This is a genomic window from Pseudoalteromonas sp. UCD-33C (assembly GCF_001306895.1).
Lineage (GTDB): Bacteria > Pseudomonadota > Gammaproteobacteria > Enterobacterales > Alteromonadaceae > Pseudoalteromonas.
Genome location: NZ_LJTB01000003.1, coordinates 335,548 through 361,574, shown reverse-complemented (window position 1 = coordinate 361,574; position 26,027 = coordinate 335,548). Strand labels below are relative to the sequence as shown.

The following is a 26,027-nucleotide window of genomic DNA, read 5'->3' as shown; positions in this document are numbered from 1 at the left end:
TCAAGATGCAGAATTCAGCGTTTCACAGGTGTTTAATATCAAGGCGTTACTTTGCAACAATGGCAGTCCCTTTTAAGAAGTAACAACGATGAGACTAAGCGCCTGTGAAGCGCCCAAAGGGTTGGTTTAAAAGCGATTTATACTGCGTTATTGATTTTAACAATAGAACCACTATTGCTTGCAATCAATGCCTTGCCTAAATCGCTTTTAATTCCAACTGAAACTCGCACCTTGAGGTGGTTTGGGTATATAATACATGCAGCCTAATTAGTTGGGCTCGATTTAATTGCTGACGATAGGGGCAAAGCAATGTCACTTTTTCTTCTTACATTTGGTCTACTCATTTTAATTGTGGCAGCGATGGCTGTCGGCATGATTGTGCAAAAGAAATCTATGGCCAGTAGTTGTGGTGGCCTAGGCGCCGTTGGTATCGACAAAGCCTGCGACTGCGACGACCCATGTGACAAGCGTAAAAAGCGCATGGCAAAAGAACAAGCTTGGAAAGAGAATCAAATTCTTTAACCACAGAAAAAGCGCCCAAAGGCGCTTTTTTAATAGCTAAATTTTACAAGGACAGTCACTGTATTTTTATATAGACAGTCACTTTTATCTGTTAACTTACTCTTGCAGCAAAGAAGATTTTGTCTAAACTTTAGTTACAGTTAATGCATTTCAAATTATCAGTTCAAGGAGTGAACGATGGCTTTAGCAAGGAAGCGGCAAATCTGTTTGTCGAACACTAAGTATTATCACTGCGTATCCCGTTGCGTTAGACGCGCTTACCTTTGTGGAGAAGACGCACTCACTGGTAAATCATATGAACACCGCAGAGGATGGGTTGAAGAGCGCCTGCTTTTTCTTGCAAAGGTATTTTGTATTGATGTGTGTGCTTACGCAGTGATGAGCAATCATACGCATCTTGTTCTTTATGTTGATGATAAAAAAGCAAATAGGTTATCGGATAAAGCCATTCTTTTACGCTGGTTTAAGCTAAGTAAAATGACGCCTTTAGGTCAAAAGTTCCTTCATGGTCAGCCTTTAAGTGACGGCCAACAAGTCTTCTTAAAGAAAGAGGTTGCAGAATACAGAGCGCGTCTTTCGAGCATTAGTTGGTTTATGCGAATGCTTAATGAATATATAGCTAGACGTGCAAATAAAGAAGACGAGTGTACAGGTCACTTTTGGGAAGGGCGATTTAAGAGCCAAGCATTGCTTGATGAGTCAGCACTTTTAGCATGTATGGCCTATGTTGATTTAAACCCTGTTCGTGCTAAAGCTGAGAGCACGCCGGAGCAATCGGACTATACCAGCTTTAAAAAGCGATGCCAGAGCGCGAAGGAGTCAAAGCAACCTAAATTACTAGCTCGTTTTATTGGTGGCATGAGTAAGTATAAATCAAAGGGTATACCTTTTGAGTTAAAGTCATACTTGTTACTGGTAGAGAAAACTGGGCGTTGTATCAGCGCGGATAAGCCTGGATATATAGAGCATCATTTACCTCCTATTCTTGAAAGGCTGAATTTCGAACCGGAAAAATGGTTAACACTAACAACTCAATTTGAAAACTTATTTCGTGGAGCTGCAGGTCGAGTGGGGGCTATCGAAAGTTATTGCAGTAAAACTGCTCGTAAGCGACGAAGTAACCTAACAAGTTGTAAGTTATTACTTGCTAGTTAACCTTAAATTTCTCTCGACTTTTATTTTTTGCAAACTCTTGCAGCTAACTTGTGCTTTTAATTCTCATAAAGCTAAATCTTTTATCTTGGTTTTTATTATTAGATTAAGCTAATAGGCTAGCTCGACTACACAACTATTATTTTAGGTTACAAATTTAAGGTATTTGGAGATTTAACAGGCACTTTTAAGAGTGCCTGTCCTTTTAAATCGTGTTTAATCTAAATTAATTAGCTCAGCCCCTAAAACTGCGTACTTATTTTTGCCATTTGCTTGTAAGAAAAAGGCGGCAGGTGCATTAAGTGAAGGTATTGATGTAAATACACTTTTGCATGCGTAAACTGGCCAATTTGTGGCGTTTTCTAGCATATTAATATCGCCAGAAAAGCAACTATACCCTTGTATTAAAAGCTCTTTATATTTATTTTCGGTAAGCGTTAACGGCTCATTTAATACAAAGCTGTTACCTACCTTAAAGTTCAGGCTGCTTGCATCTAAACTGGTGTAACCTTGGCGGATACTGCTTATATCACCCAATTCTTTAATTATGGGTGACTGTCCTTTGTTGTTTATTGCAATATCTATCTGGTAATCACCAAGTTCACTCTTTACTGTTACATCGTCTATTAGTAAGTCTACCCAATTGTCTTTAGCATTAAATGGAATAGCGTGGTACTGGGCCATTTTAGCGCTTTTCCATTTCTGTGAAGTTATTGAATCAATAGCCTTTTTATATAAAACACGGTTAACTTTACGTGCTATTTGGCGATTTGGGTCGTTTGGGTAAGCACCTGATTCAATTAATATTGTTCGGATACCTTTTTCCGAAAAAGTATCTCCAAAACTGCGATAAGAGTAACTGTCGTTGTACTTCCCTAAGTGCCCTGGGATCATTTTTTCAACCGTTTTGGCTAAGTGGGCAATAAACTGCATAGCCTCACCACGACTTTTATTTACTTCTCTTGCTTCATTATAGGCGGGTGCTAGCACTGAAATGGTGGCTTGTTTTCCCATTTTGCCTGCACCGTAATATGCATTCTGATCATGTAAATTAAAACCAAAGTCAGGCTTGAATTCATCTGCCGCAGCCATGAGTATTTGTCCTTCTTTTGTGCGAAGGGCTTTTGCATCACGATTTAAATCAATACCTTGTGCATTATGGCGAGTTTGAGCTGCGGCGCCGTCTGGGTTCACCATAGGGATAATGAGAAGAGTTATTTTTTGTTGCCAGCTTTCTAGCCATTGTGCGTTTTCATATGTGGTTATAAAGCTTAAAAAATCCATTAATGCGGCAGTAGCCGTGTTTTCATCGCCGTGCACTTGGCTCCACATCATCACTTTGATTGGGCCGGTACCAATTTTGATAGAATTAAGTGCCTGTCCTTGGAATGAGGTGCCGATTTGTTTTAATGTGACGCTGGGGTGTTTTGCTGCGCTTTTTAAGTGGGGTTCTATATCGGCGTAGTAAATCGCAGGTTTATCTAAGCCAGCTACAGCGGTGTCTTCAATCGTATTTGCAAGTGTACTGGTACTTAGTGCTAAAAAGGCTGTGGCGAGTGCATATTGGCGCATAACTATCTCTTTTATTCTTTATTTTAGTGTTGTTAAGAATATTATATTTTTAGTGGGTTGGCTAATCCTTGTTCAGTATTAAAGCTTTGATTGCTACTGACTAAGTATGCTTTAAAACGCTATTTTTATGTTATTTTCTTTTTCTTCATTGCTTTTCGCTATATAAAATACAGTATTACTTTTAAATACTTAGCTGTAATAAGCTTGGTTTTTTACAGTTTGTTAGCAAGTAGCTAAACAATACTTAACCATGTGCTGTTAAATTCTACTTGTACCGTCTGTTGACTTTGTTATACTCCACATCGAAATTTCAGTAATTACTGAAACTTTATTGATGAAGATCATGTTACCGCATTAAAAAATAGGGTAAGCCATTTACCTAAAATGCAGTAAAAGCGATAAAAAGGCGTGAGTTTTGCAAGCAATTAATCAGTCACAAGGTGTCAAACAGTCTAGTTTAGCTAGATTGCAATTGGCTGCGCGTGCGTTTTTTGCTGGTAAAGAGCTAATGTCAGTTTTAGCCTTGTTGCTGATTAATTCAGCGATGCTAATCAACGGTACATTAGAAGATGCTCAAGGGCTAAGAAGCTTATTAAGCGAAGGTGCTTTATACGAAACACCATTGCTTAACGTGTTGAGTTTTTTAGCTTACCCAGTGGTGTCTTGCCAATTACTTATTGGTTTATGCTGGTTGGTCTTCCATTTCTTCCCTGCGCGTCGTGCAGGTGTCATTTTACGTAAAGCGGCCTTCGCTGCGCGTGAAACGATAAAGTCTTTAGTAGTACACAGCGCTCATGGCTGTCGTGCTCCTCCTCGTGTAAGTGGTTGTCTGTAAATAAGCTTTGTTGCTTAAGTTCAGCCATTTTAGTCGTTTTCTAAGTTGTCTTTACTAAGCACCTAGTGGGTTTTTTACGCCCAAATTTCAGTCAGCCAACCTAAAATCCCTCACTTTTTAGCGTGCCTATTTGTCGTGCCCGTTATTCAGCCGAGGGATATCTGTAGCATCTGTTGCAGAAAAGCGTCGTGTTCTTATTTCGACAAGTGTTAACTTTTAGGTTGTAGGATATTCCTTTGTCAATTCGAAACCTTTGTAATATTGCTCTAGCGTCTTTAGTGCTGGCTTTGTCTGGCTGTAAAGGCGGGGTACTCGATCCAAAAGGTCAAATTGGTGTCGACGAGAAGTATTTAATTATCGTAGCTACGGTGTTAATGCTGATTGTTGTAATTCCAGTTATTGCCATGACAATTTATTTTGCATGGAAATACCGTGATGGACGAGATCAAGAAATTTACGCTCCAAAGTGGGCGCACTCTAATAAGATTGAAGCTGTAGTTTGGACCATTCCTATCATCATCGTTGCGATTTTAGGTGTGATCACGTGGCAGTCAACGCAACAACTTGACCCATATAAACCACTTGAGGGTAAAGGTAAGCACCTTACTGTTGAGGTTGTTTCTTTGAACTGGAAATGGCTATTCATTTATCCAGAGCAAGGCATCGCCACAGTGAATGAGCTTGTTTTTCCTGCCAATGTGCCAGTGCAGTACAAGATCACCTCAGAAAGCACCATGAACTCGTTTTTCATTCCACAGCTTGGTAGCCAAATTTACTCAATGGCTGGTATGGAAACAAAGCTTCACTTAATCGCTGATGAGCCGGGTACTTTTAAAGGCTTTTCTGCTAACTACAGTGGTGCAGGTTTCACTGGTATGAAGTTCGATGCCATTGCAACAGCCACAGAAGCTGATTTCGATGCATGGGTAAACAAAGTAAAAAATACCGGTTCTGCATTGACTAAGCAAAGCTATGTTGAACTTGCAAAACCAAGTGAATACGACCCAGTTAAATACTATGCCAGCGTAGATAAAGATATGTTCCATTCAATCGTAATGAAATATATGCAAGCGCATGGCTCTCACGGTGCAATGCAACACGCTATGCCAGAGCACTCAGCTCATAAAAAGCACAGCGAGGACGAGGAATAATCATGTCGTTGTTAGGTAAATTAACATTAGACGCAATCCCGTTTCATGAACCAATTATCATGGTTACCATGACGGTTGTTGCTGTCTTAGGTCTGTTAGTGGCAGGCTTAGTAACAAAATATAAAAAGTGGGGCGTGATTTGGCACGACTGGATCACCTCAATTGACCATAAGCGTTTAGGTGTCATGTACATCATTCTTGCGCTTATCATGCTTTTCCGTGGTTTCGCGGATGCCATTATGATGCGACTGCAATTAGCAATGGCTACCGGCGGTGCAAGTGGTTACTTACCACCAGAGCACTATGACCAAATATTTACGGCGCACGGGGTGATCATGATCATCTTTATGGCGATGCCGTTTATGATTGGTTTAATGAACATCATTTTACCTCTGCAAATTGGTGCCCGTGATGTTGCATTCCCATTCTTAAATAACCTTAGCTTTTGGTTAACTGCTGGCGGTGCAATCCTAATCAATATCTCATTATTTTTTGGTGAGTTTGCGAAAACGGGTTGGGTTGCATATCCACCACTGTCAGAGTTGTCATTCAGTCCAGGTGTCGGGGTCGATTATTATATATGGGCCTTGCAAATATCCGGCTTGGGTACCTTATTAACATCGGTAAACTTCTTAGCGACTGTATTTAAAATGCGTGCACCAGGCATGACATTAATGAAAATGCCTATTTTTACTTGGGCATGTACGTGGGCGAATATCTTAATTGCAGCATCGTTCCCAATTTTAACGGCTGTACTGGCAATGCTAACGCTTGACCGTTATCTCGATTTCCACTTCTTCACGAATGAACTAGGTGGTAACGCGATGATGTACATCAACTTATTCTGGGCATGGGGTCACCCTGAGGTTTACATTCTGATCTTACCTGCGTTTGGTATTTTCTCAGAAGTTATCTCTACGTTTGCGGGTAAACGCCTGTTTGGTTACAAGTCGATGGTTTACGCAAGTGGTGCAATTTCGATTTTAGGTTTTATCGTTTGGCTTCACCACTTCTTTACGATGGGCTCAAGCGCTAACGTTAATGCCTTCTTTGGTGTTATGACCATGGTTATTGCGGTACCGACCGGGGTTAAGTTATTTAACTGGTTATTCACTATGTATCGTGGTCGTTTACGTATTACTGTGCCTGTCCTTTGGACTTTAGGTTTTATGGTGACGTTCACTATCGGTGGTATGACCGGCGTGTTACTTGCTATTCCTGGTGCTGACTACGTATTACATAACAGCTTATTCTTAATCGCTCACTTCCATAACACCATCATTGGCGGTGCGGTATTTGGTTATTTAGCTGGTTTTGCGTTTTGGTTCCCTAAAGCAATGGGCTTCAAACTTGACGAGAGCTGGGGCAGACGATCTTTCTGGTGCTGGTTAATTGGTTTCTTCGTGGCATTTATGCCGTTATACGTACTTGGTTTCTTAGGTATGACACGTCGCTTAAACCACACAAACAACCCTGATTGGAACATTTGGTTATACATTGCAGCTGGCGGTGCGGTGATCATTATGTTCGGTATCTTGTTCCAAGTTGTGCAACTTGTAGTGAGCTTCAAAAACCGCGAGCAACTTGATGATACAACGGGCGATCCGTGGAATGGTCATACTCTTGAGTGGGCATCTGCTTCACCTCCGCAGTACTACAACTTTGCGAAAATTCCTCATGTTGATGACATCGATGCGTGGACAGACATGAAAGAAAAAGGCTTAGCTTACAAGCAAGAAGACTCTTATAGGCCAATTCATATGCCAAAAAATACATCGGCAGGTGTATTAATGAGCGCGGCTTTAACAACCTTCTGTTTTGCCATGATCTGGCACATTTGGTGGCTTGCAGCCTTTGGTTTACTGGGTGCTATCGTGGTGTTCATCAAGCGTTGTTACACCAGCGATATTGATTACTACGTGCAACCAGATGAAATTGTTGAACTAGAAACGGCTCACAATACAGCCGCTACGAAGGAGGTGAATGCATGAGTACCATTTCTGCAGGGCTCGACACCTTAAACGGCGCACACGGTCATGTCGATGCACATGACCATGAGCACCACGATACAGGTGGTAACACCGTATTTGGTTTCTGGCTTTACCTTATGACTGACTGCCTGTTGTTTGCATCATTCTTTGCAACCTACGCAGTATTGTTTATGAACACTGCTGGCGGTGTGTCGGGTAAAGACATTTTTGAACTTGATTTTGTAGCGGTTGAAACCGCAGCTCTACTACTTAGTAGTATCACTTTTGGTTTTGCGATGATTTCTGCTCACGGGCAGAAAAAAGCGGCTACGTTAACTTGGTTGCTAGTTACCTTTGCCTTTGGTGCAGTGTTTATTGGTATGGAAGTGTACGAATTTCATCACCTAATTGCGCATGGTAATGGCCCTCAGCAAAGTGCCTTTTTAACATCGTTCTTCTCTCTAGTGGGCTTACATGGTCTTCACGTAACAGCTGGTCTTATTTGGATGACTGTCCTGATGATTGAAGTTGTGCGCCGTGGTTTAAACCCACAAACAGTGACACGCCTAAGTTGTTTAAGCCTATTCTGGCACTTCTTAGATGTGGTGTGGATCTGTGTATTTACCGTTGTTTATTTAATGGGAGCAATGTAATGAGCCACAGTGAATCACATGTAATTAATAACTTAGAAGTTCATGCGCATAATGAACAATCACATGGCAGCGTTAAAGATTATTTAATTGGTTTTCTACTATCTGTTGTTTTAACGGCTATTCCATTTTGGGCTGTGATGAGTGGTTCGTTTTCGAAAACGACCACTGCATGGTGCATCGTGAGCATGGCGATTGTGCAAATTTGGGTGCATTTGAAATATTTCTTACACCTAAACTTCAAAACTGAAGACGGCAAGGCAAGTTCATTGTCGTTTATCTTTAGTGCTTTAATCATTGTAATGGTGGTTGGTTTGTCGGTGTGGATCATCTACGAATCGAACGCCATGATGATGTACTAATAACAATTACTTGGTAATTGGTAAAAGATTTACGAAAGGAGCTGGTTAGTCTGAGGTTGTGTCTCCAGTTCTCACAGTCTGTTACTAACTAGTTTCTTTCGTAATATTGCGTTTGTGCTGAAAATTAGAGGAGTCGAGGAAGTGTTTCGACGTTATTTAAATGTCACTAAACCTGGCATTATCATGGGCAATTTGATCTCTGTCGCGGGGGGATTCTTGCTGGCCTCTCGTGGTGATATTGACCCATGGTTAATGATCGCAACCTTACTAGGGTTATCTTTAGTAGTGGCATCAGGATGCGCGATCAATAACGTAATTGATCGTGATATTGATGTTGCTATGGCGCGCACTCGCAAACGCGTCACAGTGACTGGCGAAATGTCAGCAAAGGCGGCTATGGCACATGGCATCGTGCTTGGTGTTATTGGTTTCGGATTATTAGCAGTGTATACCAACGTAGTGGCACTCTTATTTGCTACTTTTGGTTACGTCATCTACGTAGGTGTGTACAGCTTATATATGAAACGTCGTTCTGTGTACGGCACCTTTGTAGGAAGTTTATCTGGCGCAGTACCACCTGTAGTGGGTTATTGTGCCGTGACTGGGCAGTTTGATGCTGGTGCTGTGATTTTATTGGTTATGTTTAGTCTATGGCAAATGCCTCATTCATATGCAATTGCAATCTTTCGTTATAACGACTACCAAGCGGCCAGAATTCCTGTGTTACCAGTAGCGCAGGGGATCGAGAAGGCAAAGCATCACATTGTTTTATATATCGCCGTGTATGCGTTGGTTGTGATGTTATTAACCATTAGTGGTTATACAGGTTTAGCCTTTATGGCTGTAGCCTGTACAACGAGTTTTTGGTGGTTGCTAATGGCGCTTCGTGGCTATCGTCGCAATATTGATGTAAGCGGCTGGGCGCGCCAAGTGTTTGCTTTTTCAATTGTAAACATCACGGTTTTGAGCATAGCGATGGCTTTAGATTACCATTCGGTAGCTCCACAGCTACTTGTTTTAACTTAGAAAAAAGTTGCTAACATATCCCAATGTTACAGTAGCAAAGGCCCGGTTTTTTCTCCACCGGGCCTTTTTTCTTTGTTATTTTTTAAAAACGAGCAGCTTGCTCTACCACAATACCATGGCGAGCCGCTAAACGGCGATGATCTTTATCATAGCCACCACCAATTACTGTTGCGACAGGTACATTGTGCTCAAGGCAACGCTTGAAGACTAAATGGTCGCGTTGCGCTATCCCTTGCCAGCTTATATCGAGTTTCCCTAAACCATCTTGCTGCCATACATCTACACCTGCATCATAAAGCACTAAATCTGGGTTTAGGGTGTTTAATAAATAACTCAGAGTATCGTCAACAACGCCTAGGTATTCACTATCAGCGACATTCGGCGCTAAACCTATGTCTAAATCGCTGGCTGACTTTCGAAATGGAAAATTCTTTTCACAGTGAATAGAGCAGGTATAAGCATAGGGCTGATGCGCCAGCATTGCTGCGGTACCATCACCTTGATGAACATCTAAATCAAAAATAAGTATATTGGTTACTTCACCACTTTTTATCAGAGTTTCGCTGGTGAAAGCGAGGTCGTTTACCATGCAATAGCCTGAGCCAAAATCAGTATGGGCATGATGAGTGCCCCCCGCTAAGTGACAAGCTATGCCATGTTTAAGGGCTAAACGTGCTGTTTGTAAGGTGCCCAGAGGCGCAGTAAAGGTACGTGCCATCAGCTCTTTTGACCAAGGTAAGCCAATACGGCGCATCGCTTTTTCATCTAAGCGGTTGTGCCAAAGGTCGTGGATATAGTTTTCGCAGTGCACTAACTCAAGGGGCTCAGGGCTGCCAAGCATCGGTTGAGTTAGGTTGTCATTTATTAATCCAAGGCTTTGTACATGCTCATATAAATAAGCAAACTTACTCATCACAAAGCGATGGTTAGGATCGAAACTAAACGAGTAATTTGGATGATACACCAAGGGTAAGTGGGGATTTAACTGCATAGCTCATTGAATAGCTGAATTTGCTATAGCATAACGAATCTACCGACAAATGTTTACTCTGGTGCGTGAATTAAATGAGTTAATTCGCGATGTAATAATGCTTCATCACCCAGATTGAGCTCAATCAATCGTTTTAAGTGAGTAATACTATCAATATCGATATGTTCGCAGCGAAGGCCTGCATGCTGATGCTCAACATGGCACAGCTCCACTTGCATTTTAATCTCGATAGTTGATTCTGGCAGGGTGAAGATTAAGTCAGCTTTACTATGAATAGGCACTAAAAATGAATCACTTTTAGTAATGAGCGCACCTTGCAAAGATAGATCAAGTAACTGACAGTGATAGTCGTTATCTTCGATACGAAGGATCGCAGGGCAAGAAAATAATACCCGCGAAAACTCTCTGCGTTCATTCATAGTTGTATCTCCTACTTTAGTGACCTAATGAGTATAGTCGAGTCAGCGGTTGTCGCCTGATTAAATGGCAGCTGAGTATTGAAATTCAAAATCCGGTGGGTTGCCATTATTTGCAAATTAATCTCCTCGGTCTATCTTTAATAGGCATTGATAGGAGTATGATGTGATTACACTTGCAGAAATTGAAGCGGCACTTGATAACAATGAATTCTTTTTAGAATACTTACCCACAATACGTTTAAGTGATAATCGGTGTGTTGGAGCAGAAGCGCTTATTCGTTGGCAGCGAAATGATAAAGTCGTCCCACCTCTCGAGTTTATACCGTTAATTGAAGGTTCTGTATTAAGTGGCATGATCACATACTGGGTCATAGATAAAGTAGCCGAAGAGCTTGCTGAGTGGCTGAATAAGCATGACAACGTACATGTAGGTATTAATGTTCCACCAGAGCTTTGGGGGCGAGGCGGAGTATTCTATACCCTGAAAAAGTCAGCTTTGAATAGTAATGCCAGCAAAGTGATATTTGAATTATCTGAGCGAGGGATCCCCGATAGAATGGGTGTTCAAACTATTCTAGAAAATATCTCTGGGGCAAAAATGGCGTTAGATGATATGCAATTAGGTGAAGCGAATATCTTAGCGCTTGCGCAGTTAAATGTTGATTATATAAAAATAGATAAGTCGGTAATCGATCTGATTTTACAAGATGACTGGGCTACTTCATTACAAAAGAAACAACTCGCAAATTGTGGTTATGACAGTAATCATGCCTATATTGCTGAGGGAGTCGAAACCAAAAAACAAGCCCAAGTAGTCGCTAAAGCGGGGATACAATTTGCACAAGGTTGGTATTTTTCGAGATCATTGAAAGTTGATGAATTCCTTGCATACTTTGCACAAAAAAGCCCCTAAATAGGGGCTTTTTGAGTATCAGCTAATTAGCCAATTTTTTTGTATTTAATACGCTTAGGTTGTGCTGCTTCTGCGCCTAAGGTTTTCTTCAACCACTCTTCGTATTCTGTGTAGTTACCATCGAAGAAGTTAATTTGGCCTTCGTCACGGTAATCAAGAATATGTGTAGCAATACGGTCAAGGAACCAACGGTCATGCGAGATACACATTACACAGCCAGGGAACTCTAAAATAGCGTTCTCAAGTGCACGTAGTGTTTCAACGTCTAGGTCATTGGTTGGCTCATCCAGTAGTAATACGTTGCCACCTGCTTTTAATAGCTTAGCTAGGTGTAAACGGTTGCGCTCACCACCTGATAGGTCTTTAACGAATTTTTGTTGGTCGTTACCTTTGAAGTTAAAGCGGCCAACATAGGCACGGCTTGGGAATTCAAAGTTACCAATTTTTAATACGTCTTGGCCGTTAGAGATTTCTTGGAAAACAGTGTTGCTTTCGTCCATGTCGCCACGGAACTGATCAACCGTTGCAAGCTCAACTGTGTCACCAACAATAATCTCACCGCTATCAGGCGTTTCTTCACCACTTAGCATTTTGAATAGCGTTGATTTACCCGCACCATTGGCACCGATAATACCTACGATAGCGCCTTTCGGCATTGCAAAGTTTAAGTCATCGATTAATACACGGTCGCCAAAGCTCTTCTTCAGGCCTTTCACTTCGATAACTTGGTCACCTAAGCGTGGACCCGGTGGAATGAATAGTTCATTCGTTTCGTTACGCTTTTGGTAATCGTTTTGTTGAAGCTCAGAGAACTGTGCCATACGTGCTTTAGACTTAGCTTGACGGCCTTTCGGGTTTGAACGAACCCATTCAAGTTCTTGCGCGATTGATTTTTGACGTGCTTTTTCAGATTTCTGTTCTTGTTGTAAACGTAAATCTTTTTGCTCAAGCCACGATGAGTAGTTACCTTCCCAAGGAATACCTTCACCACGGTCAAGCTCTAAAATCCAACCTGCTACGTTATCTAAGAAATAACGGTCGTGGGTTACAGCAACCACGGTACCTTCGTAGTCGTGTAAGAAGCGCTCTAACCAAGCAACTGACTCAGCGTCTAAGTGGTTGGTCGGTTCGTCAAGAATAAGCATATCTGGTTTTTCAAGTAGTAAACGACAGATCGCAACACGGCGACGCTCACCACCCGAAAGGTGTTCAATTTTTGCATCCCAAGGTGGAAGGCGTAATGCATCAGCTGCACGCTCTAACACGTTGTCGATATTGTGACCGTCGTGCGCTTGGATGATAGCTTCTAGTTCGCCTTGCTCTTTAGCAAGTGCATCGAAGTCAGCACCGTCCATTGCATACTCGTTGTATACTTCATCAAGGCGATTTAGTGCATTTTTAACTTCGCTTACAGCTTCTTCTACTGTTTCGCGAACTGTTTTGCTTTCGTCTAGCACGGGTTCTTGCGGTAAGTAACCGATTTTAGTGCCAGGTTGAGGGCGAGCTTCACCTTCAAAGTCTTGGTCAACACCAGCCATAATGCGAAGTAACGTTGATTTACCTGCACCGTTTAGACCTAGCACACCAATTTTTGCGCCTGGGAAAAAGTGTAAAGAAATATCTTTTAAGATAGTGCGCTTAGGTGGCACAACCTTAGATACTCGACTCATCGAGAATATAAACTTGTCTGGTAACACCATGAAAGAAGCCTTCAATTTATAATAAAAATTAACAGCAAGTATTGTATACCCAAACTACCTCAAAATACAGAATTCAGCGTTTATGATAGGCTTAATATCAAGGTGTTATTTACTCAAAGAGTCATACATTTTAATTAATGACCGCTCAGAAATACTATTTCATTTAGACATCTAAACATCTAGAGGTTGAAATTTCTAACTATCCGTTCATAATTAGCAGTCAGATAAGTATGCTCGGAGCCAGCTATGCCCATTACAGTAAAAGATGAATTGCCTGCCATTGCAAAGTTACGTCAAGAAAACGTGTTTGTAATGCCAAAAAGTCGTGCTAAAACGCAAGAAATCCGCCCAATGCGTTTGGCCATCTTAAACTTAATGCCAAACAAAGTTGAAACCGAAGTGCAGTTTATTCGCTTGTTAGCAAACTCACCGCTGCAAGTTAATGTTGAGCTGTTGCGCTTAGATACCCATCGCACCAGCAGTAACTCTGAACAGCACATGGATACGTTTTATCGTTATTTTTCAGAAGTGAAAGATAATAACTACGATGCCATGATCATAACGGGCGCACCGCTTGCTCATTTAGAGTATGACGAAGTTGCCTACTGGGATGAACTAAAAATTATTTTAGATTGGGCAGAGCAGCATGTGACGTCTACGCTGTTTTCGTGTTGGGCGGCCCATGCGGGGCTTTATCATCACTATGGTCTTAAACGTGATCTGAAACCAAACAAATTAAGCGGTGTTTTCACCCATAAAAGCTATTTTGACCACGCAGCGCTAACGCGTGGCTTTGATGATACCTTTTTAGTGCCACATTCTCGTTATGGTCATATTGATATCGATAAGATCAATGCCTGCGAGGAGCTAGTGGTGTTAGCCGGATCAGAGCGAGTAGGTGCCTACTTAATTAAAAATAAATCAGGTAGCCAAGTGTATATTACTGGCCATCCAGAGTACGATGCTCATACCTTAAAAGGGGAGTATTTACGCGACCAAGAAAAATCAGCGGATGCACCTAAGCCAGAAAATTACTTCCCTGACGATAACCCAGACAACGAACCGTCGAAAACGTGGCAAAGCCATGCCTTTTTATTGTTTTCGAATTGGTTAAACTATTATGTGTACCAAACTACACCGTATGATATTAACTTAGTTAGCCAAGATGTAAGGACTAACAACTATGCCGAGTAATGCAGTGAATAAACGCGAACAATTAACCGAGGCGCTAAAACAGCGAATTTTAATCCTCGATGGCGCGATGGGCACCATGATCCAAGAATATAAATTAGAAGAACAGGATTATCGCGGTGAGCGCTTTAAAGACTGGCACGTACTTATTAAAGGCAATAACGATTTATTAAGCCTGACTCAGCCAAAAATCATTGCTGATATTCACCGTGCTTATTTAGAAGCCGGTGCCGATATCATCGAAACGAATACCTTTAATGCCACGACTATTTCTATGGAAGATTACGACATGGCGAGCCTTAGCCGCGAAATCAACCTCGAGTCAGCGAAGCTTGCACGCGGCGTGTGTGATGAACTTGAAGCAAAAGATCCTAGCAAACCGCGTTATGTAGCCGGTGTACTTGGGCCAACGTCAAAAACCTGTTCTATTTCACCAGATGTAAATGACCCAGGTTATCGTAATATCAACTTTGATAAGCTGGTGGCTGCGTATGTTGAGTCAACACTGGCATTAATGGAAGGTGGTGCTGACCTTATTTTAATAGAAACCATCTTTGATACCCTTAATGCTAAAGCGGCTTCGTTCGCTGTAGAAGAAGCATTCGAGCAAGCTGGTCGTAGTTTACCTGTGATGATTTCGGGCACCATTACCGATGCCTCTGGCCGTACTTTATCAGGGCAAACCACAGAAGCATTTTATAACTCAATTCGTCATATTAAACCGCTATCAATCGGCCTTAACTGCGCCCTAGGCCCTGACTTACTGCGCCAGTATGTTGAAGAGTTATCGCGCGTTTGTGAAACCTTTACCTCGGTACATCCAAATGCAGGTTTACCGAACGAGTTTGGCGAATATGATTTAGAAGCTCCTGAAATGGCAAAAGAAATTATTGATTGGGGCAAGTCTGGCTTTATCAATATTGTAGGTGGTTGTTGTGGCACGACACCGGCTCATATTAAGGCGTTTGCGAAAGGCCTTGAAGGTGTAAAACCTCGCCAATTACCTGAGCTTGAAGTGCGTATGCGCTTATCTGGCCTTGAAGCGTGTAACTTAAACTAGGAAACCGACATGACTGACCAAATTGCTGTATTTACTAACGTCGGTGAGCGTACCAATGTAACAGGCTCGGCTAAGTTTAAGCGCTTGATCATGGAAGAAGATTACGAGACCGCTCTCGATGTTGCCCGTGAACAAGTAGAAAATGGCGCGCAAGTGATTGATATCAACATGGATGAAGCCATGTTGGACTCGAAAGCGGCGATGGTAAAGTTTTTAAACTTAATTGCCTCAGAGCCTGATATCTCAAAAGTACCTATCATGGTCGACTCATCTAAATGGGAAGTGATTGAAGCAGGCTTAAAGTGTATTCAAGGTAAGGCCATTGTTAACTCAATTTCACTTAAAGAAGGTGAAGAGCCATTCATCCGCCAAGCTAAGCTAATTAAACGCTTTGGTGCTGCTGCGGTGGTTATGGCGTTTGATGAAACCGGGCAAGCAGAAACTGCTGATCGTAAGTTCGAGATTTGTCAGCGTAGTTACAAAATACTCGTTGATGATATTGGCTTTCCGCCAGAAGACATTATTTTTGACCCAAACATTTTTGCCGTCGCAACGGGCATTGAAGAGCACGATAACTACGCTGTTGAGTTTATTGAAGGTACGCGCCGAATTAAGCAAGGCTTACCGCACTGTAAAGTGTCGGGTGGTGTATCGAATGTGTCGTTCTCGTTCCGTGGTAATAACCCAGTACGTGAAGCTATTCACTCAGTGTTTTTATACCACGCGATTAAAGCGGGTATGGACATGGGCATTGTAAATGCGGGCCAATTAGCGGTTTACGATGATATTCCCGAAGAGCTGCGCAAAGCTGTAGAAGATGTGATCCTCAATACCGACCCAGGTGCCGGTGAGCGACTTGTTGAACTTGCACCCAAATACTCTGGTATGGCGCAAGCAGAGAAAGTTGAAGATTTAGAGTGGCGTACTTGGCCTGTTGAAAAGCGCCTTGAACATGCACTAGTAAAAGGCATTACCGAATACATCGATGAAGATACCGAAGAGTGCCGCAAGAGCAAAGCTAAGCCTATCGAAGTGATCGAAGGCCCGCTTATGGACGGCATGAACGTAGTAGGTGACTTATTTGGCGCGGGTAAAATGTTCTTACCTCAGGTTGTTAAATCTGCTCGTGTGATGAAGCGCGCCGTAGCCTATCTTGACCCTTTCATTGAAGCTGAAAAAGAAGAGGGCGCAACCAATGGTAAAGTGGTTATGGCAACCGTTAAGGGTGACGTACACGACATTGGTAAGAACATTGTAGGCGTTGTACTGCAATGTAATAACTACGAGGTTATCGACCTTGGTGTGATGGTGCCGGCAGAGAAAATCTTGCAAACCGCCATTGACGAGAAAGCCGATATTATTGGTTTATCAGGGCTTATTACCCCTTCGCTTGATGAAATGGTGCATGTTGCGAAAGAAATGACCCGCCGTGGTTTTGAATTACCGCTACTGATTGGTGGTGCAACAACCTCTAAAGCGCATACCGCGGTTAAAATTGGACCTCAGTATGATAAAGGTGTGGTTTATGTAAATAACGCCAGCCGCGCTGTAGGTGTAGTTTCTAATTTATTGTCGAAAGAATTAAAACCAGCATTTTTAGAGAAAACCAAGGCTGAGTATGAAAAAGTACGTGAACAACAAGCACGTAAAAAGCCGCGCTCAAAACCCGTTACTTTACAGCGTGCTCGCGACAACGCTGTAAAACTCGATTGGGACAACTACACGCCGCCTGTACCGAAAAAGCTGGGTGTGACTGAGTTTAAAGATGTTTCGATTGCGACGTTAAGACAGTACATCGACTGGACACCTTATTTCATGACGTGGTCAATCGCTGGTAAGTACCCACGTATTCTTGAAGATGAAATTGTAGGTGAACAGGCTAAAAGCTTATTCGCTGATGCCAACGCAATGCTTGATGAGCTAGAGCAATCAGGTGCGCTACAACCTCTAGGTGTCATTGGTTTATTCCCTGCAAACCGAGTAGGGGATGACATTGAGATTTACACCGATGAGTCGCGTACAACGCTTTTAACTACAGCGTGTCATTTACGTCAGCAAACAGAAAAAACCGACTTTGCTAATTATTGTTTAGCTGATTATATTGCGCCAAAAGGCACCCCTGATTACTTTGGTGCTTTTGCGGTTACTGGTGGTCTTGAAGAAGACGACCTTGCCGATGCCTTCGATGCTAAGCAAGATGATTATAATAAGATCATGGTTAAAGCCGTAGCAGATCGCTTGGCTGAGGCATTTGCTGAGTACTTGCATGAGCAAGTACGTAAAGAGTATTGGGGCTATGCGGTAGATGAAAATCTATCGAACGATGAACTTATTCGTGAAAACTACCAAGGTATTCGCCCTGCGCCAGGTTATCCTGCTTGTCCTGAACATACAGAGAAGAAGAAAATCTGGCAGTTACTTGATACCGAGCAGCGTATTGGCATGAAGCTAACCAGTTCATATGCAATGTGGCCGGGTGCGGCGGTTTCTGGTTGGTATTTCTCTCACCCTGAAGCTAAGTACTACGCTGTAGCGCAAATTCAAAAAGATCAGGTTGAAGATTACGCTAAGCGTACCAACATGACTCTTGCAGAAGCTGAGCGTTGGTTGTCGCCTAATTTGGGCTATGAACCAGAATAATAACCTTTAGTTATTAGCTTTTGTTTAAATTAAAAACGAGCCCACAAATGGCTCGTTTTTTTATGCTCATTTTTTATCATACTTTTTTCTTTTTAATTGTATTAATACTGGCAAATTCCTTCTAATTTATATATTTGTGTTAAAGTTATACCAATTCGCTTAATAAAGTGGTCTATTTTGAGGCAATAAAACCTCGTTGATAACAAGGCAAAAATTTCGTTATTTAGTTGTTCTAAATCAGAAATTTTTAACGCAGGTAGCGACAGGTTTAATCCCTCAAAATGATTAAGTATTATTGCGGATTGGTATTATTGAGATTGATCAAGAAATCTAAGGTGAAATTGTGATTGATACAGTGAATGCAAGTGACAAAGATAAAGCACGATTTTTACGTGTTTTTGCATTTATTGGTTCGATTACCTCGTTTTTAATGGCGATCACCAGCTATCAAGATGGTTACCATGCCCTTAGCTATTTATTGATTATTGGCGGCTTTGTGTTTGCCTCACCTTTCGTCATTAAAAATCGTGACGAAACCATCGCAGTACTTATGCTGTACGCCCTCTATTCGATGATGTGTTTTTTAATTGTCTCTGGGGGGAGCAATGGCACTGGGCCGTTATGGCTGTTTATTGTATCTCCTGTGACATTTTTTATTCGTGGCCTAAAGCGCGGAGCATTTGATCTTATCTTGCTTGCCAGTATTATCTCGGTGCTTTTCTATTTTACTGATCAATTTGGCTATTACAGTTATCCGAGTCACTACTTTCCTACTCGGGTCATGCTGTGTTTCTCGATTTTATGTATTTTGGCTGGCTTCTACGAATATTACCGTAACAAATACAGTTTGCAGTTAATGGAACAACTTAAGCTTAATCAAAAGCTTGCACGTACTGATGCGATGACTGAACTCGCTAACCGTCGCTACGCAACTGAATGCTTGCAAGATAAGCGCTTTGGCGAAGGGGCTGTGTTCTTGCTGATGGATGTTGATAACTTTAAACAAATCAACGATACCTACGGTCATCAAGTGGGCGATGAGGTGCTAATATTTTTCGCTGATGTCTTTAAAGAAGTGTGCACAGAAGAAGATGTTATTTCCCGTTGGGGCGGCGAAGAGTTTTTAATAGTGATCCCAACTGGGTATGAGCTTAGAGCCAGAAAAGTCGCTGAAAGAATCCATAAGAATCTTGCTGAAAAGCCATTTACGAGCGGCCAGCATCGTTTTAATGTCACCTTAAGTATTGGCTTGTACGTGCGCGTTGCTGATGAGAGCGTGGATCACTGTTTGAACATTGCCGATAAACGGCTTTACCGTGCTAAATCGCAAGGTAAAAATCAAACGGTTGCTGAAGTTGATTTAGCGAAGCATGAACCTGCTTGATAAATAAAGCCGCAATTAGCGGCTTTATTGATTGCTCAAATTAATGGCTTTTTTCAAAGTCGCTGACTTCACGCTCAGCTTCTTCCTTAGATTTACCGTATTTTTGCTGAAGTTTACCAACCAGCTCTTTACGGCTACCTTCAATTTTATCTAAATCATCATCGGTAAGGTCACCCCATTTACGTTGTGCTTTACCTTTAAGCTCTTTCCAGTTGCCTTCTAAACGATCGCTGTTCATCATAATCTCCTTACTTTGTTAAACATTCATCTTAGTAAGAGCAATCGCTGTACCAATTTGGTGAAATTTATTAACTAATTGATTTATAGTTATTTTGTTCTTTTGTATATAATGAGTGGAATTTAAAAGTTTGCAATTACTACGTAGTTTTTAGAATCAGCCTGTAATATTTTCTGATGCGCTAGTTTTTAGATACTTAGTGGCTTTTAGATGTATAGCGATTGATTATCCGCGTGTATTCTTCAGTTGATTTTAGTTTACGCAAGTTCTCGTTAAACTGGTCTCTTAAGGCTTCGTCTCGGAATAAAAAGCCACTGGGATTTTTGCCAAATAACGCAAATCGTTGCACAGGTTTAGAGACATCAATTTCGTCATTGATATTAATTAACGCTCGATAATAATCAAAAATTTTACCGTCCATCTGGATCACCTCGTAGCGCTCTCGATACAAAAGCTGTACTTGTGCAAGTTGATCATAGGTTTCTGCGTATTGTGGGTTTTCTCTGGCCATTGCTTGATATTCTGGTGTGAGTAATTCTTTTGCACCTTGCCATGAAAGAACACTAAAGTGTTTTAATTGTGCAATAGAGCTAAGCTGCAGGTTTTGCTTGGCCAGACTAAAAGCGAAGTTCTCGTAGCTGTAAGCAATATCTGAAAAGTAACCGCTCATTTGATGGGTTTCGATAACCTTTTCATTAATATCAGACACAACATCAACTAAGTTCTCAGTATACAAAGGGATCCGCCTTGCATAGGGAACGTAGACAAAGTGTATTTGATAACCGTGAACACCGAGTGTCGCACGAAGTAAGTCAGGAATTATGCCTGTGTTGTCTTCAACCATGACCCAAGGTGGTAGTGTATTGCCAAGTGCAACCGTAATTTTTTGCTGACTAAACGCTTTTTGAAACGGGAAAACTAAAAGTAGCAAGGTGATTAAAATACGGGTGTAAATCCTGAACAAGTTAATTCCTTATTCTGATTTTTGTTTGGTCGTTTAATCAAGAATAAGTCTAAACTGGCAGAATGCAATGTTTTCACTTCTAAAGCCCGAGAGAGAAAATAAGCCTATAGCCATCGCAATTTTTAGTTTTTTGATACAATGCGTGAAAAGAAAGTAAGAGATACCTAACGTGCTGCCAGTTCAAGATATTTATCAATCCCTGTTAACTACATTACAGAGTAACCCAATGGCCTTATTGCAAGCGCCACCGGGAGCGGGTAAATCGACATGGCTGCCTCTTACCTTAATGCGCGAAGGGCACTTTAAACGCATTGTTATGTTAGAGCCAAGACGACTGGCTGCACGCAATATTGCCCAGTATTTGGCAAGTCAGCAGAATGAAAAAGTCGGTGACAGTGTCGGCTTACGCATTCGCGGTGAATCAAAAGTAAGTTCTACAACTAAACTCGAAATTGTCACCGAAGGCATGTTGACGCGTATGTTGCAAAATGACCCAGAGCTTAGTGATGTAGACTTACTTATTTTTGATGAGTTTCACGAGCGCTCAATTGCCGCAGATACGGCTTTGGCATTTGCCCTCGAAACACAGGCAGCACTTCGCGATGATTTAAAAATCTTACTGATGTCGGCAACCCTAGATGGCGATCGTTACAGTGAGTTTTTCAGCTGTCCTATTATCTCATCACAAGGTCGAAGCTACCCCATTGATGAAGTGTATATTCCACTTAAAGACGAAAGCCGTTGGCTCGATGACATACCTACACTAATAAAACAGGCGCTTAGTGAGCAAACGGGCAGTGCTTTAGTATTTTTACCAGGGCAGCGTGAAATCATGCGCGTTCAGCAGTCTTTAAATGATTTAGGTGATAGCGTCGAAGTATTTAGCTTGTATGGTGAGCAAAATAAAAACGAGCAACAAGCTGCTATCGCGCCTGCTAAAAATGGCAAACGCAAAGTGGTATTAACCACTAATGTCGCTGAAACCAGTTTGACCATTGAAGGAATACGTATTGTGGTTGATAGCGGCAAACGCCGTGCTGCCAATTTCAATTTAAAAACCGGTGTTACAGAGCTTGTTACGCAAAGTATTTCTCGTTCTTCTGCCATACAGCGCGCTGGTCGTGCTGGGCGAATTGAGCCGGGGGTTGTGTATCGATTAGGCTCTAAGCAAACCTTTGAGCGCCGTAACAGCCATGATGCGCCAGAAATTCTGACCAGTGATATTAGTCAGTTGTTATTAGAGGCAAAGCAGTGGGGGGCATCACTTGCTGAGCTTAGCTTACTCGACCCACCTAGTCGCCAGCAGATTAAACAGGCAACGGCACTTTTGAAAATGCTCGAAGCCATTGATGAAAATGAAAAGCTAACAACCCTCGGTAGCCAAATGCTGAGCTATGGAGCCGATATTCGCCTCTCGCATATGCTCATTAAGGCAAAGCAACTAGAGCAGCGCATGTCTGGTATTTATGTATTAGCGGGGTATTTAACTGCACTGCTTGAAAGCCGCATCAGTATGCCAGCTGATCTTAATTTGGCATTACATAGTCAGCACAGCAAACCGCACCCAGTATTTAAGCAGCAATTAAATTATTGGCTATCGCGCTTGCAACTCAAGCCGGTTAATGAGCTTAAAACAGAGTACTTGTCGCTGCTGGTGGCGCTTGCTTTTCCAGACCGCCTAGCCAAAAAGCGCGGTAATGGTTATTTACTTGCCAATGGTGCAGGCGCCGATTTAAGTGAGGAGTTTTGGCATAACGATGACTATATTGCCATTGCGCATATGGGCGGCCATAAGGGAAACCGTGTTTTTGCCGCTGTTGCCTTTTTGCCAAGTGAGCTTGAAGATGAGCTTTCGCATTTATTTACTGAGCAAACTCGCTGCGAATACGATGAAAAAGCAGGGCGTTTTATCCATCAAGATGAGCTCAAGCTGGGTGCCATCACCATAGCGAGTCAACCAAGTAAACAGCCTTTAGATAAAAACGAGCGCACCAAAGCTTGGTTAAATTTATTTAGTAAGCGGGGCTTTTCGATATTTAATGAACAGCCCGATAGTGAGCAGTTACTTATTCGAATGAGCTTGGCAAGTAAGCTGTTACCAGAGTCATTTCCGCGTTTAAATCATGATGATTTAATTGCCGATAGCCAATGGCTTGCACCTTATTTGGATGATATTAAAAACCTTGAACAATTAAAAAAGTTCAATTACAGCGAAGCGATTAAAAGCTGTTTTGATTGGCAGCAGCAAAGCTTATTGAATGAACACCTGCCCTTGCGATTAACGGTGCCAAGTGGTTCAAATGTAAAAGTGACCTATCAGCTCGATGGCCCTGCGAAGCTCAGTGTACGCATGCAAGAAGTGTATGGCATGACCAGCACGCCTTTGCTAGCCCAAGGTAAACTGCCATTATTAATGGAGCTATTATCACCAGCGAGGCGGCCGCTGCAGTTAACTCAAGACTTAGCTAACTTTTGGCAAACGAGTTACCGCGATGTGCAAAAAGAAATGAAAGGGCGTTATCCAAAACATTTTTGGCCAGACGACCCAGCCACCAGCCAAGCGACTAATAAAGTAAAAAGTAAGATGTGATTTTAATGAAGCTGAGTGCTTAGCTCAGCTTCATCACTTGCCTTAGTTCTGCACGCTTCATAAACCGTTACAATTTCAAGCCTTGTTTTGGTTTCTCTTTTGTTGGTTGTTTAGTAGTCTAATTGAGTCATTAGTAAAAAAGAGAAATCCTGTGTCTGCAGCTATTACCCTTGCTCAATACGTTAAAAAACGTACAGGTGTGCCTCTTGGCCATAAAGATTCGTTGCGCAATATGCTGATACGCTCGCTGGGTGCTAGCTCGTTTTATTTATTTTGGCGATATTGGAATCCGGTGTGGAGCTATTACTTATCTCGGTATGTAATGAAGCCTTGCAATGACATTATGCCGGCTTGGTGTGCCCTTGTTTTGACTTTTGCTGTCAGTGGGGCGCTGCACGATTTAGCGGTGAGTTTAGTGAAGTTAAAGCCACTATTCTTTTTTACTCCTTGGTTTACTGTGATGGGCGTGTTGGTATTAGTAAGCAAGTACAGCCAACTCCAGTTTAGCTCTGCTCCTTGGTGGTTAAGAGCGCTCGCCAACATCAGCTTTATTGTATTGAGCTATTGGTTGACGAGCCACCTTTTTTAGCGCGTTACTGCGTTGCTAAAGGGTAGTCAGTGTAACCTTTAGCACCGCCTCCAAATAAGGTATCTGGATCATGCTGCGCAAGTTCAATACCTTGCTCAATACGTGCTGGCAGATCAGGGTTTGCAACAAACGGGCGACCAAAGCCAATTAAATCAGCCCAGCCTGCGGCTAATGCTTGATCTGCTTTCTCGCCAGTGTATTTACCTGCATAAATCATTAACCCAGCATAGTTTTCACGCAGTGCTTGCTTAAAACTTTGCTCCATTAAAGGCGCATCATCCCAATCAGCTTCGGCAATGTGCAGATAAGCAACGTTGAGATCACTGAGTACTTTTGCTGCGCCAATATAGGTTTCAAACGGGTTATCATCGACCGTACCATTGAGGGTTGTGAGTGGAGCAAGGCGCACGCCAACACGCTCAGCGCCAATTTCATCACAAACCGCTTGTGTCACTTGTTGTAAAAAGCGTAAGCGGTTTTCTAAACTGCCGCCGTATTCATCAGTGCGTTGGTTTGACTCTGAATCAATAAATTGATTAATTAAGTAACCATTAGCAGCGTGAAGTTCAATACCATCAAACCCTGCATCAACTGCATTACGGGCTGCTTGGCGGTATTCGTTTATAACCTGTTTGATGTCGTCATGGCTCATTGCGCGTGGCTGTGCTGTGGCAACAAAGTCAGGTTTGTCATCTTCATCAATAAAAACTTTTACGTCTTTAGCTGCAATAGCAGATGGCGCGATTGGTTGCTCGCCACCTGTGTTACTTGGGTGAGATACTCGACCAACATGCCAAAGCTGAGCGAACATAATGCCACCAGCTTGATGAACTTTGTCGGTTACTTTCTTCCAACCGGCAATTTGCTCGGCAGTGTAAATACCCGGTGTCCAAGCATAACCCTTACCTAGGGCTGATATTTGTGTGCCTTCGCTGATAATTAAGCCAGCGCTCGCACGTTGTGCATAGTAGTCGGCCATTAACTCATTGGCGATATCACCTGGTTGTGATGAGCGAGAGCGGGTCATCGGTGGCATAACAATGCGGTTTTTTAATGTATGACCGGCAAGTTGTACAGTATCGAATAATTTGTTCATTACGGCTCCTTGAAAGCGAATATGCTTTCAGCATAACGAAAATTATTTATGAAATTAATGCCACTAATCACAAAACACTTTTGTTAAAAGTGCAAAAACTAAAGCGTTAACCTGGGTGCTATAAAGTCTAAAAACGCTAATACTCGTGATGACACACCGCTGTTTTGATAATACACCGCATGCACTTTTTCGCGGCGATTAGGGCTCAGTACCTCGCCTTCGAGCACTTTTACTAAACGGCCTGCTTTTAAATCTTCGTTGATCATAAATTCCGACAACAAGGTAATGCCATTACCTTGAATGCAAAGCTGGCGCACAGTTTCACCACTTGATGCACTGATTGAAAATTTAAGGTCTAAAGGCGTGGTTAGCGGCCAGTGATTTAAATGCGGCGCATCGGTAAAACCAATAAGCTGGTGCAAGGCTAAGTCGGTTAGCTCATTTAATGGCGGTGCCGTTTTTAAATAATCAGGGCTTGCAACGAGCTGTAACTTACTAACTCCCAAGGTGCGCGCATGCAAGTTTGAGTCAGCGAGTTCGCCAATACGAATAGCAATATCGGTTTTATGCTCAAGTAAATCGATAATGTTGTCGTGGCTGGTGATCTCGAGTTTTATGTCAGGATAAGCTTGGTTAAAGGCTTTTAAATGTGGCGCTAATTGATGAAATACAAAAGGACTTGCGGCATCGGCTCTTAATTTTCCTGATGGGGCGCAGTGCAGAAGCTTTAAGGCCTCTTCGCCTTGTGCAAGCTGACTCAGTGCTTCTCTAGCATAGCCTAAAAATAACTGGCCTTCTTCGGTCAGCTCAATGCGCCTTGTGGTGCGGTTGAATAAGGTAACGTTTAAGGATTTCTCGAGCCGAGTTACCGCCCGTGATATTTTTGCTACTTGCTCATCTAATGCATTGGCTGCACTTGAGAACCCGCCGGTATCAACCACGCTAATAAATGCTTCTAAATCTTGGGTGTTGGAGATCACGCTCATGGTTTTACCTTTTCATTTTTGACAAA

General features: G+C 42.2%; 23 protein-coding genes. 15 read left to right on the top strand and 8 right to left on the bottom strand.

From position 1 onward, the window contains the following. Nucleotides 1-309 precede the first annotated feature (309 nt). Complete coding sequence (gene nqrM, locus AOG26_RS09780) at nucleotides 310-522, top strand: (Na+)-NQR maturation NqrM (protein ID WP_036966498.1); 213 nt, start codon at nucleotides 310-312, stop codon at nucleotides 520-522. Between the two features lie 177 nt (nucleotides 523-699). After that, complete coding sequence (locus AOG26_RS09775) at nucleotides 700-1,677, top strand: transposase (RefSeq protein ID WP_054562301.1); 978 nt, start codon at nucleotides 700-702, stop codon at nucleotides 1,675-1,677. Between the two features lie 213 nt (nucleotides 1,678-1,890). Here AOG26_RS09775 and AOG26_RS09770 read toward each other — a convergent pair whose 3' ends face one another. Beyond that, nucleotides 1,891-3,246: a M14 family zinc carboxypeptidase gene (locus AOG26_RS09770; protein WP_054562300.1), complete on the bottom strand. Its 1,356-nt coding sequence runs from the start codon at nucleotides 3,244-3,246 to the stop codon at nucleotides 1,891-1,893. Between the two features lie 415 nt (nucleotides 3,247-3,661). On the opposite strand from AOG26_RS09770, the gene AOG26_RS09765 reads away from it, so the two are divergent. The 6 genes from AOG26_RS09765 (at nucleotide 3,662) to cyoE (ending at nucleotide 9,240) form a co-directional block, all read left to right on the top strand. Next, nucleotides 3,662-4,081, top strand: a complete 420-nt coding sequence (locus AOG26_RS09765; RefSeq protein ID WP_054562299.1) for a hypothetical protein — start codon at nucleotides 3,662-3,664, stop codon at nucleotides 4,079-4,081. 236 nt (nucleotides 4,082-4,317) lie between these two features. Beyond that, nucleotides 4,318-5,232: a ubiquinol oxidase subunit II gene (cyoA, locus tag AOG26_RS09760; RefSeq protein WP_054562298.1), complete on the top strand. Its 915-nt coding sequence runs from the start codon at nucleotides 4,318-4,320 to the stop codon at nucleotides 5,230-5,232. Between the two features lie 2 nt (nucleotides 5,233-5,234). Then, nucleotides 5,235-7,223: a cytochrome o ubiquinol oxidase subunit I gene (cyoB, locus tag AOG26_RS09755; protein ID WP_054562297.1), complete on the top strand. Its 1,989-nt coding sequence runs from the start codon at nucleotides 5,235-5,237 to the stop codon at nucleotides 7,221-7,223. After that, a complete protein-coding gene (gene cyoC / locus AOG26_RS09750) occupies nucleotides 7,220-7,855 on the top strand; it encodes a cytochrome o ubiquinol oxidase subunit III (RefSeq protein ID WP_054562296.1) in 636 nt (211 codons plus the stop codon). The genes cyoB and cyoC overlap by 4 nt, the downstream gene beginning before the upstream one ends. Beyond that, complete coding sequence (gene cyoD, locus AOG26_RS09745) at nucleotides 7,855-8,214, top strand: cytochrome o ubiquinol oxidase subunit IV (RefSeq protein WP_054562295.1); 360 nt, start codon at nucleotides 7,855-7,857, stop codon at nucleotides 8,212-8,214. Before cyoC ends, cyoD begins: the two co-directional genes overlap by 1 nt. 141 nt (nucleotides 8,215-8,355) lie before the next feature. Then, a complete protein-coding gene (gene cyoE, locus AOG26_RS09740) occupies nucleotides 8,356-9,240 on the top strand; it encodes a heme o synthase (RefSeq protein ID WP_054554292.1) in 885 nt (294 codons plus the stop codon). An 82-nt stretch (nucleotides 9,241-9,322) separates the two neighbouring features. On the opposite strand, the gene AOG26_RS09735 is transcribed toward cyoE, so the two are convergent. Both AOG26_RS09735 and AOG26_RS09730 read right to left on the bottom strand, forming a co-directional pair. Continuing rightward, nucleotides 9,323-10,231 (bottom strand): histone deacetylase family protein, encoded by a 909-nt coding sequence (locus tag AOG26_RS09735; protein ID WP_054562294.1) that lies wholly within the window; start codon nucleotides 10,229-10,231, stop codon nucleotides 9,323-9,325. A 53-nt stretch (nucleotides 10,232-10,284) separates the two neighbouring features. Further along, entirely contained in the window at nucleotides 10,285-10,650 is a 366-nt protein-coding gene (locus tag AOG26_RS09730; RefSeq protein ID WP_054562293.1) for a PilZ domain-containing protein, read from the bottom strand. A 163-nt stretch (nucleotides 10,651-10,813) separates the two neighbouring features. On the opposite strand from AOG26_RS09730, the gene AOG26_RS09725 reads away from it, so the two are divergent. Next, nucleotides 10,814-11,563: an EAL domain-containing protein gene (locus AOG26_RS09725; RefSeq protein ID WP_054562292.1), complete on the top strand. Its 750-nt coding sequence runs from the start codon at nucleotides 10,814-10,816 to the stop codon at nucleotides 11,561-11,563. A 26-nt stretch (nucleotides 11,564-11,589) separates the two neighbouring features. On the opposite strand, the gene ettA is transcribed toward AOG26_RS09725, so the two are convergent. Further along, nucleotides 11,590-13,263, bottom strand: coding sequence for an energy-dependent translational throttle protein EttA (gene ettA / locus AOG26_RS09720; RefSeq protein ID WP_054562291.1), 1,674 nt, complete (start codon nucleotides 13,261-13,263; stop codon nucleotides 11,590-11,592). 246 nt (nucleotides 13,264-13,509) lie between these two features. Between ettA and AOG26_RS09715 the strand changes: the two genes are divergently transcribed. The 4 genes from AOG26_RS09715 (at nucleotide 13,510) to AOG26_RS09700 (ending at nucleotide 19,538) form a co-directional block, all read left to right on the top strand. Continuing rightward, the gene (locus AOG26_RS09715) at nucleotides 13,510-14,457 is read left to right on the top strand and encodes a homoserine O-succinyltransferase (RefSeq protein WP_054562290.1); all 948 of its coding nucleotides are present in this window, start codon (nucleotides 13,510-13,512) and stop codon (nucleotides 14,455-14,457) included. Next, nucleotides 14,447-15,514 carry a homocysteine S-methyltransferase family protein gene (locus AOG26_RS09710; RefSeq protein WP_054562289.1) on the top strand — a complete coding sequence of 356 codons (1,068 nt, stop codon included), beginning with the start codon at nucleotides 14,447-14,449 and terminating at the stop codon, nucleotides 15,512-15,514. Before AOG26_RS09715 ends, AOG26_RS09710 begins: the two co-directional genes overlap by 11 nt. Nucleotides 15,515-15,523: 9 nt before the next feature. Further along, the gene (gene metH / locus AOG26_RS09705; protein WP_054562288.1) at nucleotides 15,524-18,154 is read left to right on the top strand and encodes a methionine synthase; all 2,631 of its coding nucleotides are present in this window, start codon (nucleotides 15,524-15,526) and stop codon (nucleotides 18,152-18,154) included. 343 nt (nucleotides 18,155-18,497) lie between these two features. Then, nucleotides 18,498-19,538: a GGDEF domain-containing protein gene (locus AOG26_RS09700; RefSeq protein ID WP_054562287.1), complete on the top strand. Its 1,041-nt coding sequence runs from the start codon at nucleotides 18,498-18,500 to the stop codon at nucleotides 19,536-19,538. A gap of 40 nt (nucleotides 19,539-19,578) precedes the next feature. On the opposite strand, the gene AOG26_RS09695 is transcribed toward AOG26_RS09700, so the two are convergent. Both AOG26_RS09695 and AOG26_RS09690 read right to left on the bottom strand, forming a co-directional pair. Further along, nucleotides 19,579-19,776: a CsbD family protein gene (locus AOG26_RS09695; protein WP_054562286.1), complete on the bottom strand. Its 198-nt coding sequence runs from the start codon at nucleotides 19,774-19,776 to the stop codon at nucleotides 19,579-19,581. A 196-nt stretch (nucleotides 19,777-19,972) separates the two neighbouring features. After that, nucleotides 19,973-20,740 (bottom strand): substrate-binding periplasmic protein, encoded by a 768-nt coding sequence (locus AOG26_RS09690; protein ID WP_054562285.1) that lies wholly within the window; start codon nucleotides 20,738-20,740, stop codon nucleotides 19,973-19,975. 169 nt (nucleotides 20,741-20,909) lie between these two features. Here AOG26_RS09690 and hrpB point away from each other — a divergent pair, with 169 nt between their 5' ends. Further along, nucleotides 20,910-23,330, top strand: coding sequence for an ATP-dependent helicase HrpB (gene hrpB, locus AOG26_RS09685; RefSeq protein WP_054562284.1), 2,421 nt, complete (start codon nucleotides 20,910-20,912; stop codon nucleotides 23,328-23,330). A 151-nt stretch (nucleotides 23,331-23,481) separates the two neighbouring features. Next, on the top strand, nucleotides 23,482-23,919 hold the full coding sequence (locus AOG26_RS09680) for an MBOAT family O-acyltransferase (protein ID WP_054562283.1): 438 nt from the start codon (nucleotides 23,482-23,484) through the stop codon (nucleotides 23,917-23,919). Between the two features lie 4 nt (nucleotides 23,920-23,923). Here AOG26_RS09680 and AOG26_RS09675 read toward each other — a convergent pair whose 3' ends face one another. Together AOG26_RS09675 and AOG26_RS09670 are read right to left on the bottom strand one after the other, a co-directional pair. Then, on the bottom strand, nucleotides 23,924-25,015 hold the full coding sequence (locus tag AOG26_RS09675) for an alkene reductase (protein WP_054562282.1): 1,092 nt from the start codon (nucleotides 25,013-25,015) through the stop codon (nucleotides 23,924-23,926). A 98-nt stretch (nucleotides 25,016-25,113) separates the two neighbouring features. Further along, nucleotides 25,114-26,001, bottom strand: coding sequence for a LysR family transcriptional regulator (locus AOG26_RS09670; RefSeq protein WP_054562281.1), 888 nt, complete (start codon nucleotides 25,999-26,001; stop codon nucleotides 25,114-25,116). Nucleotides 26,002-26,027: the final 26 nt, after the last annotated feature.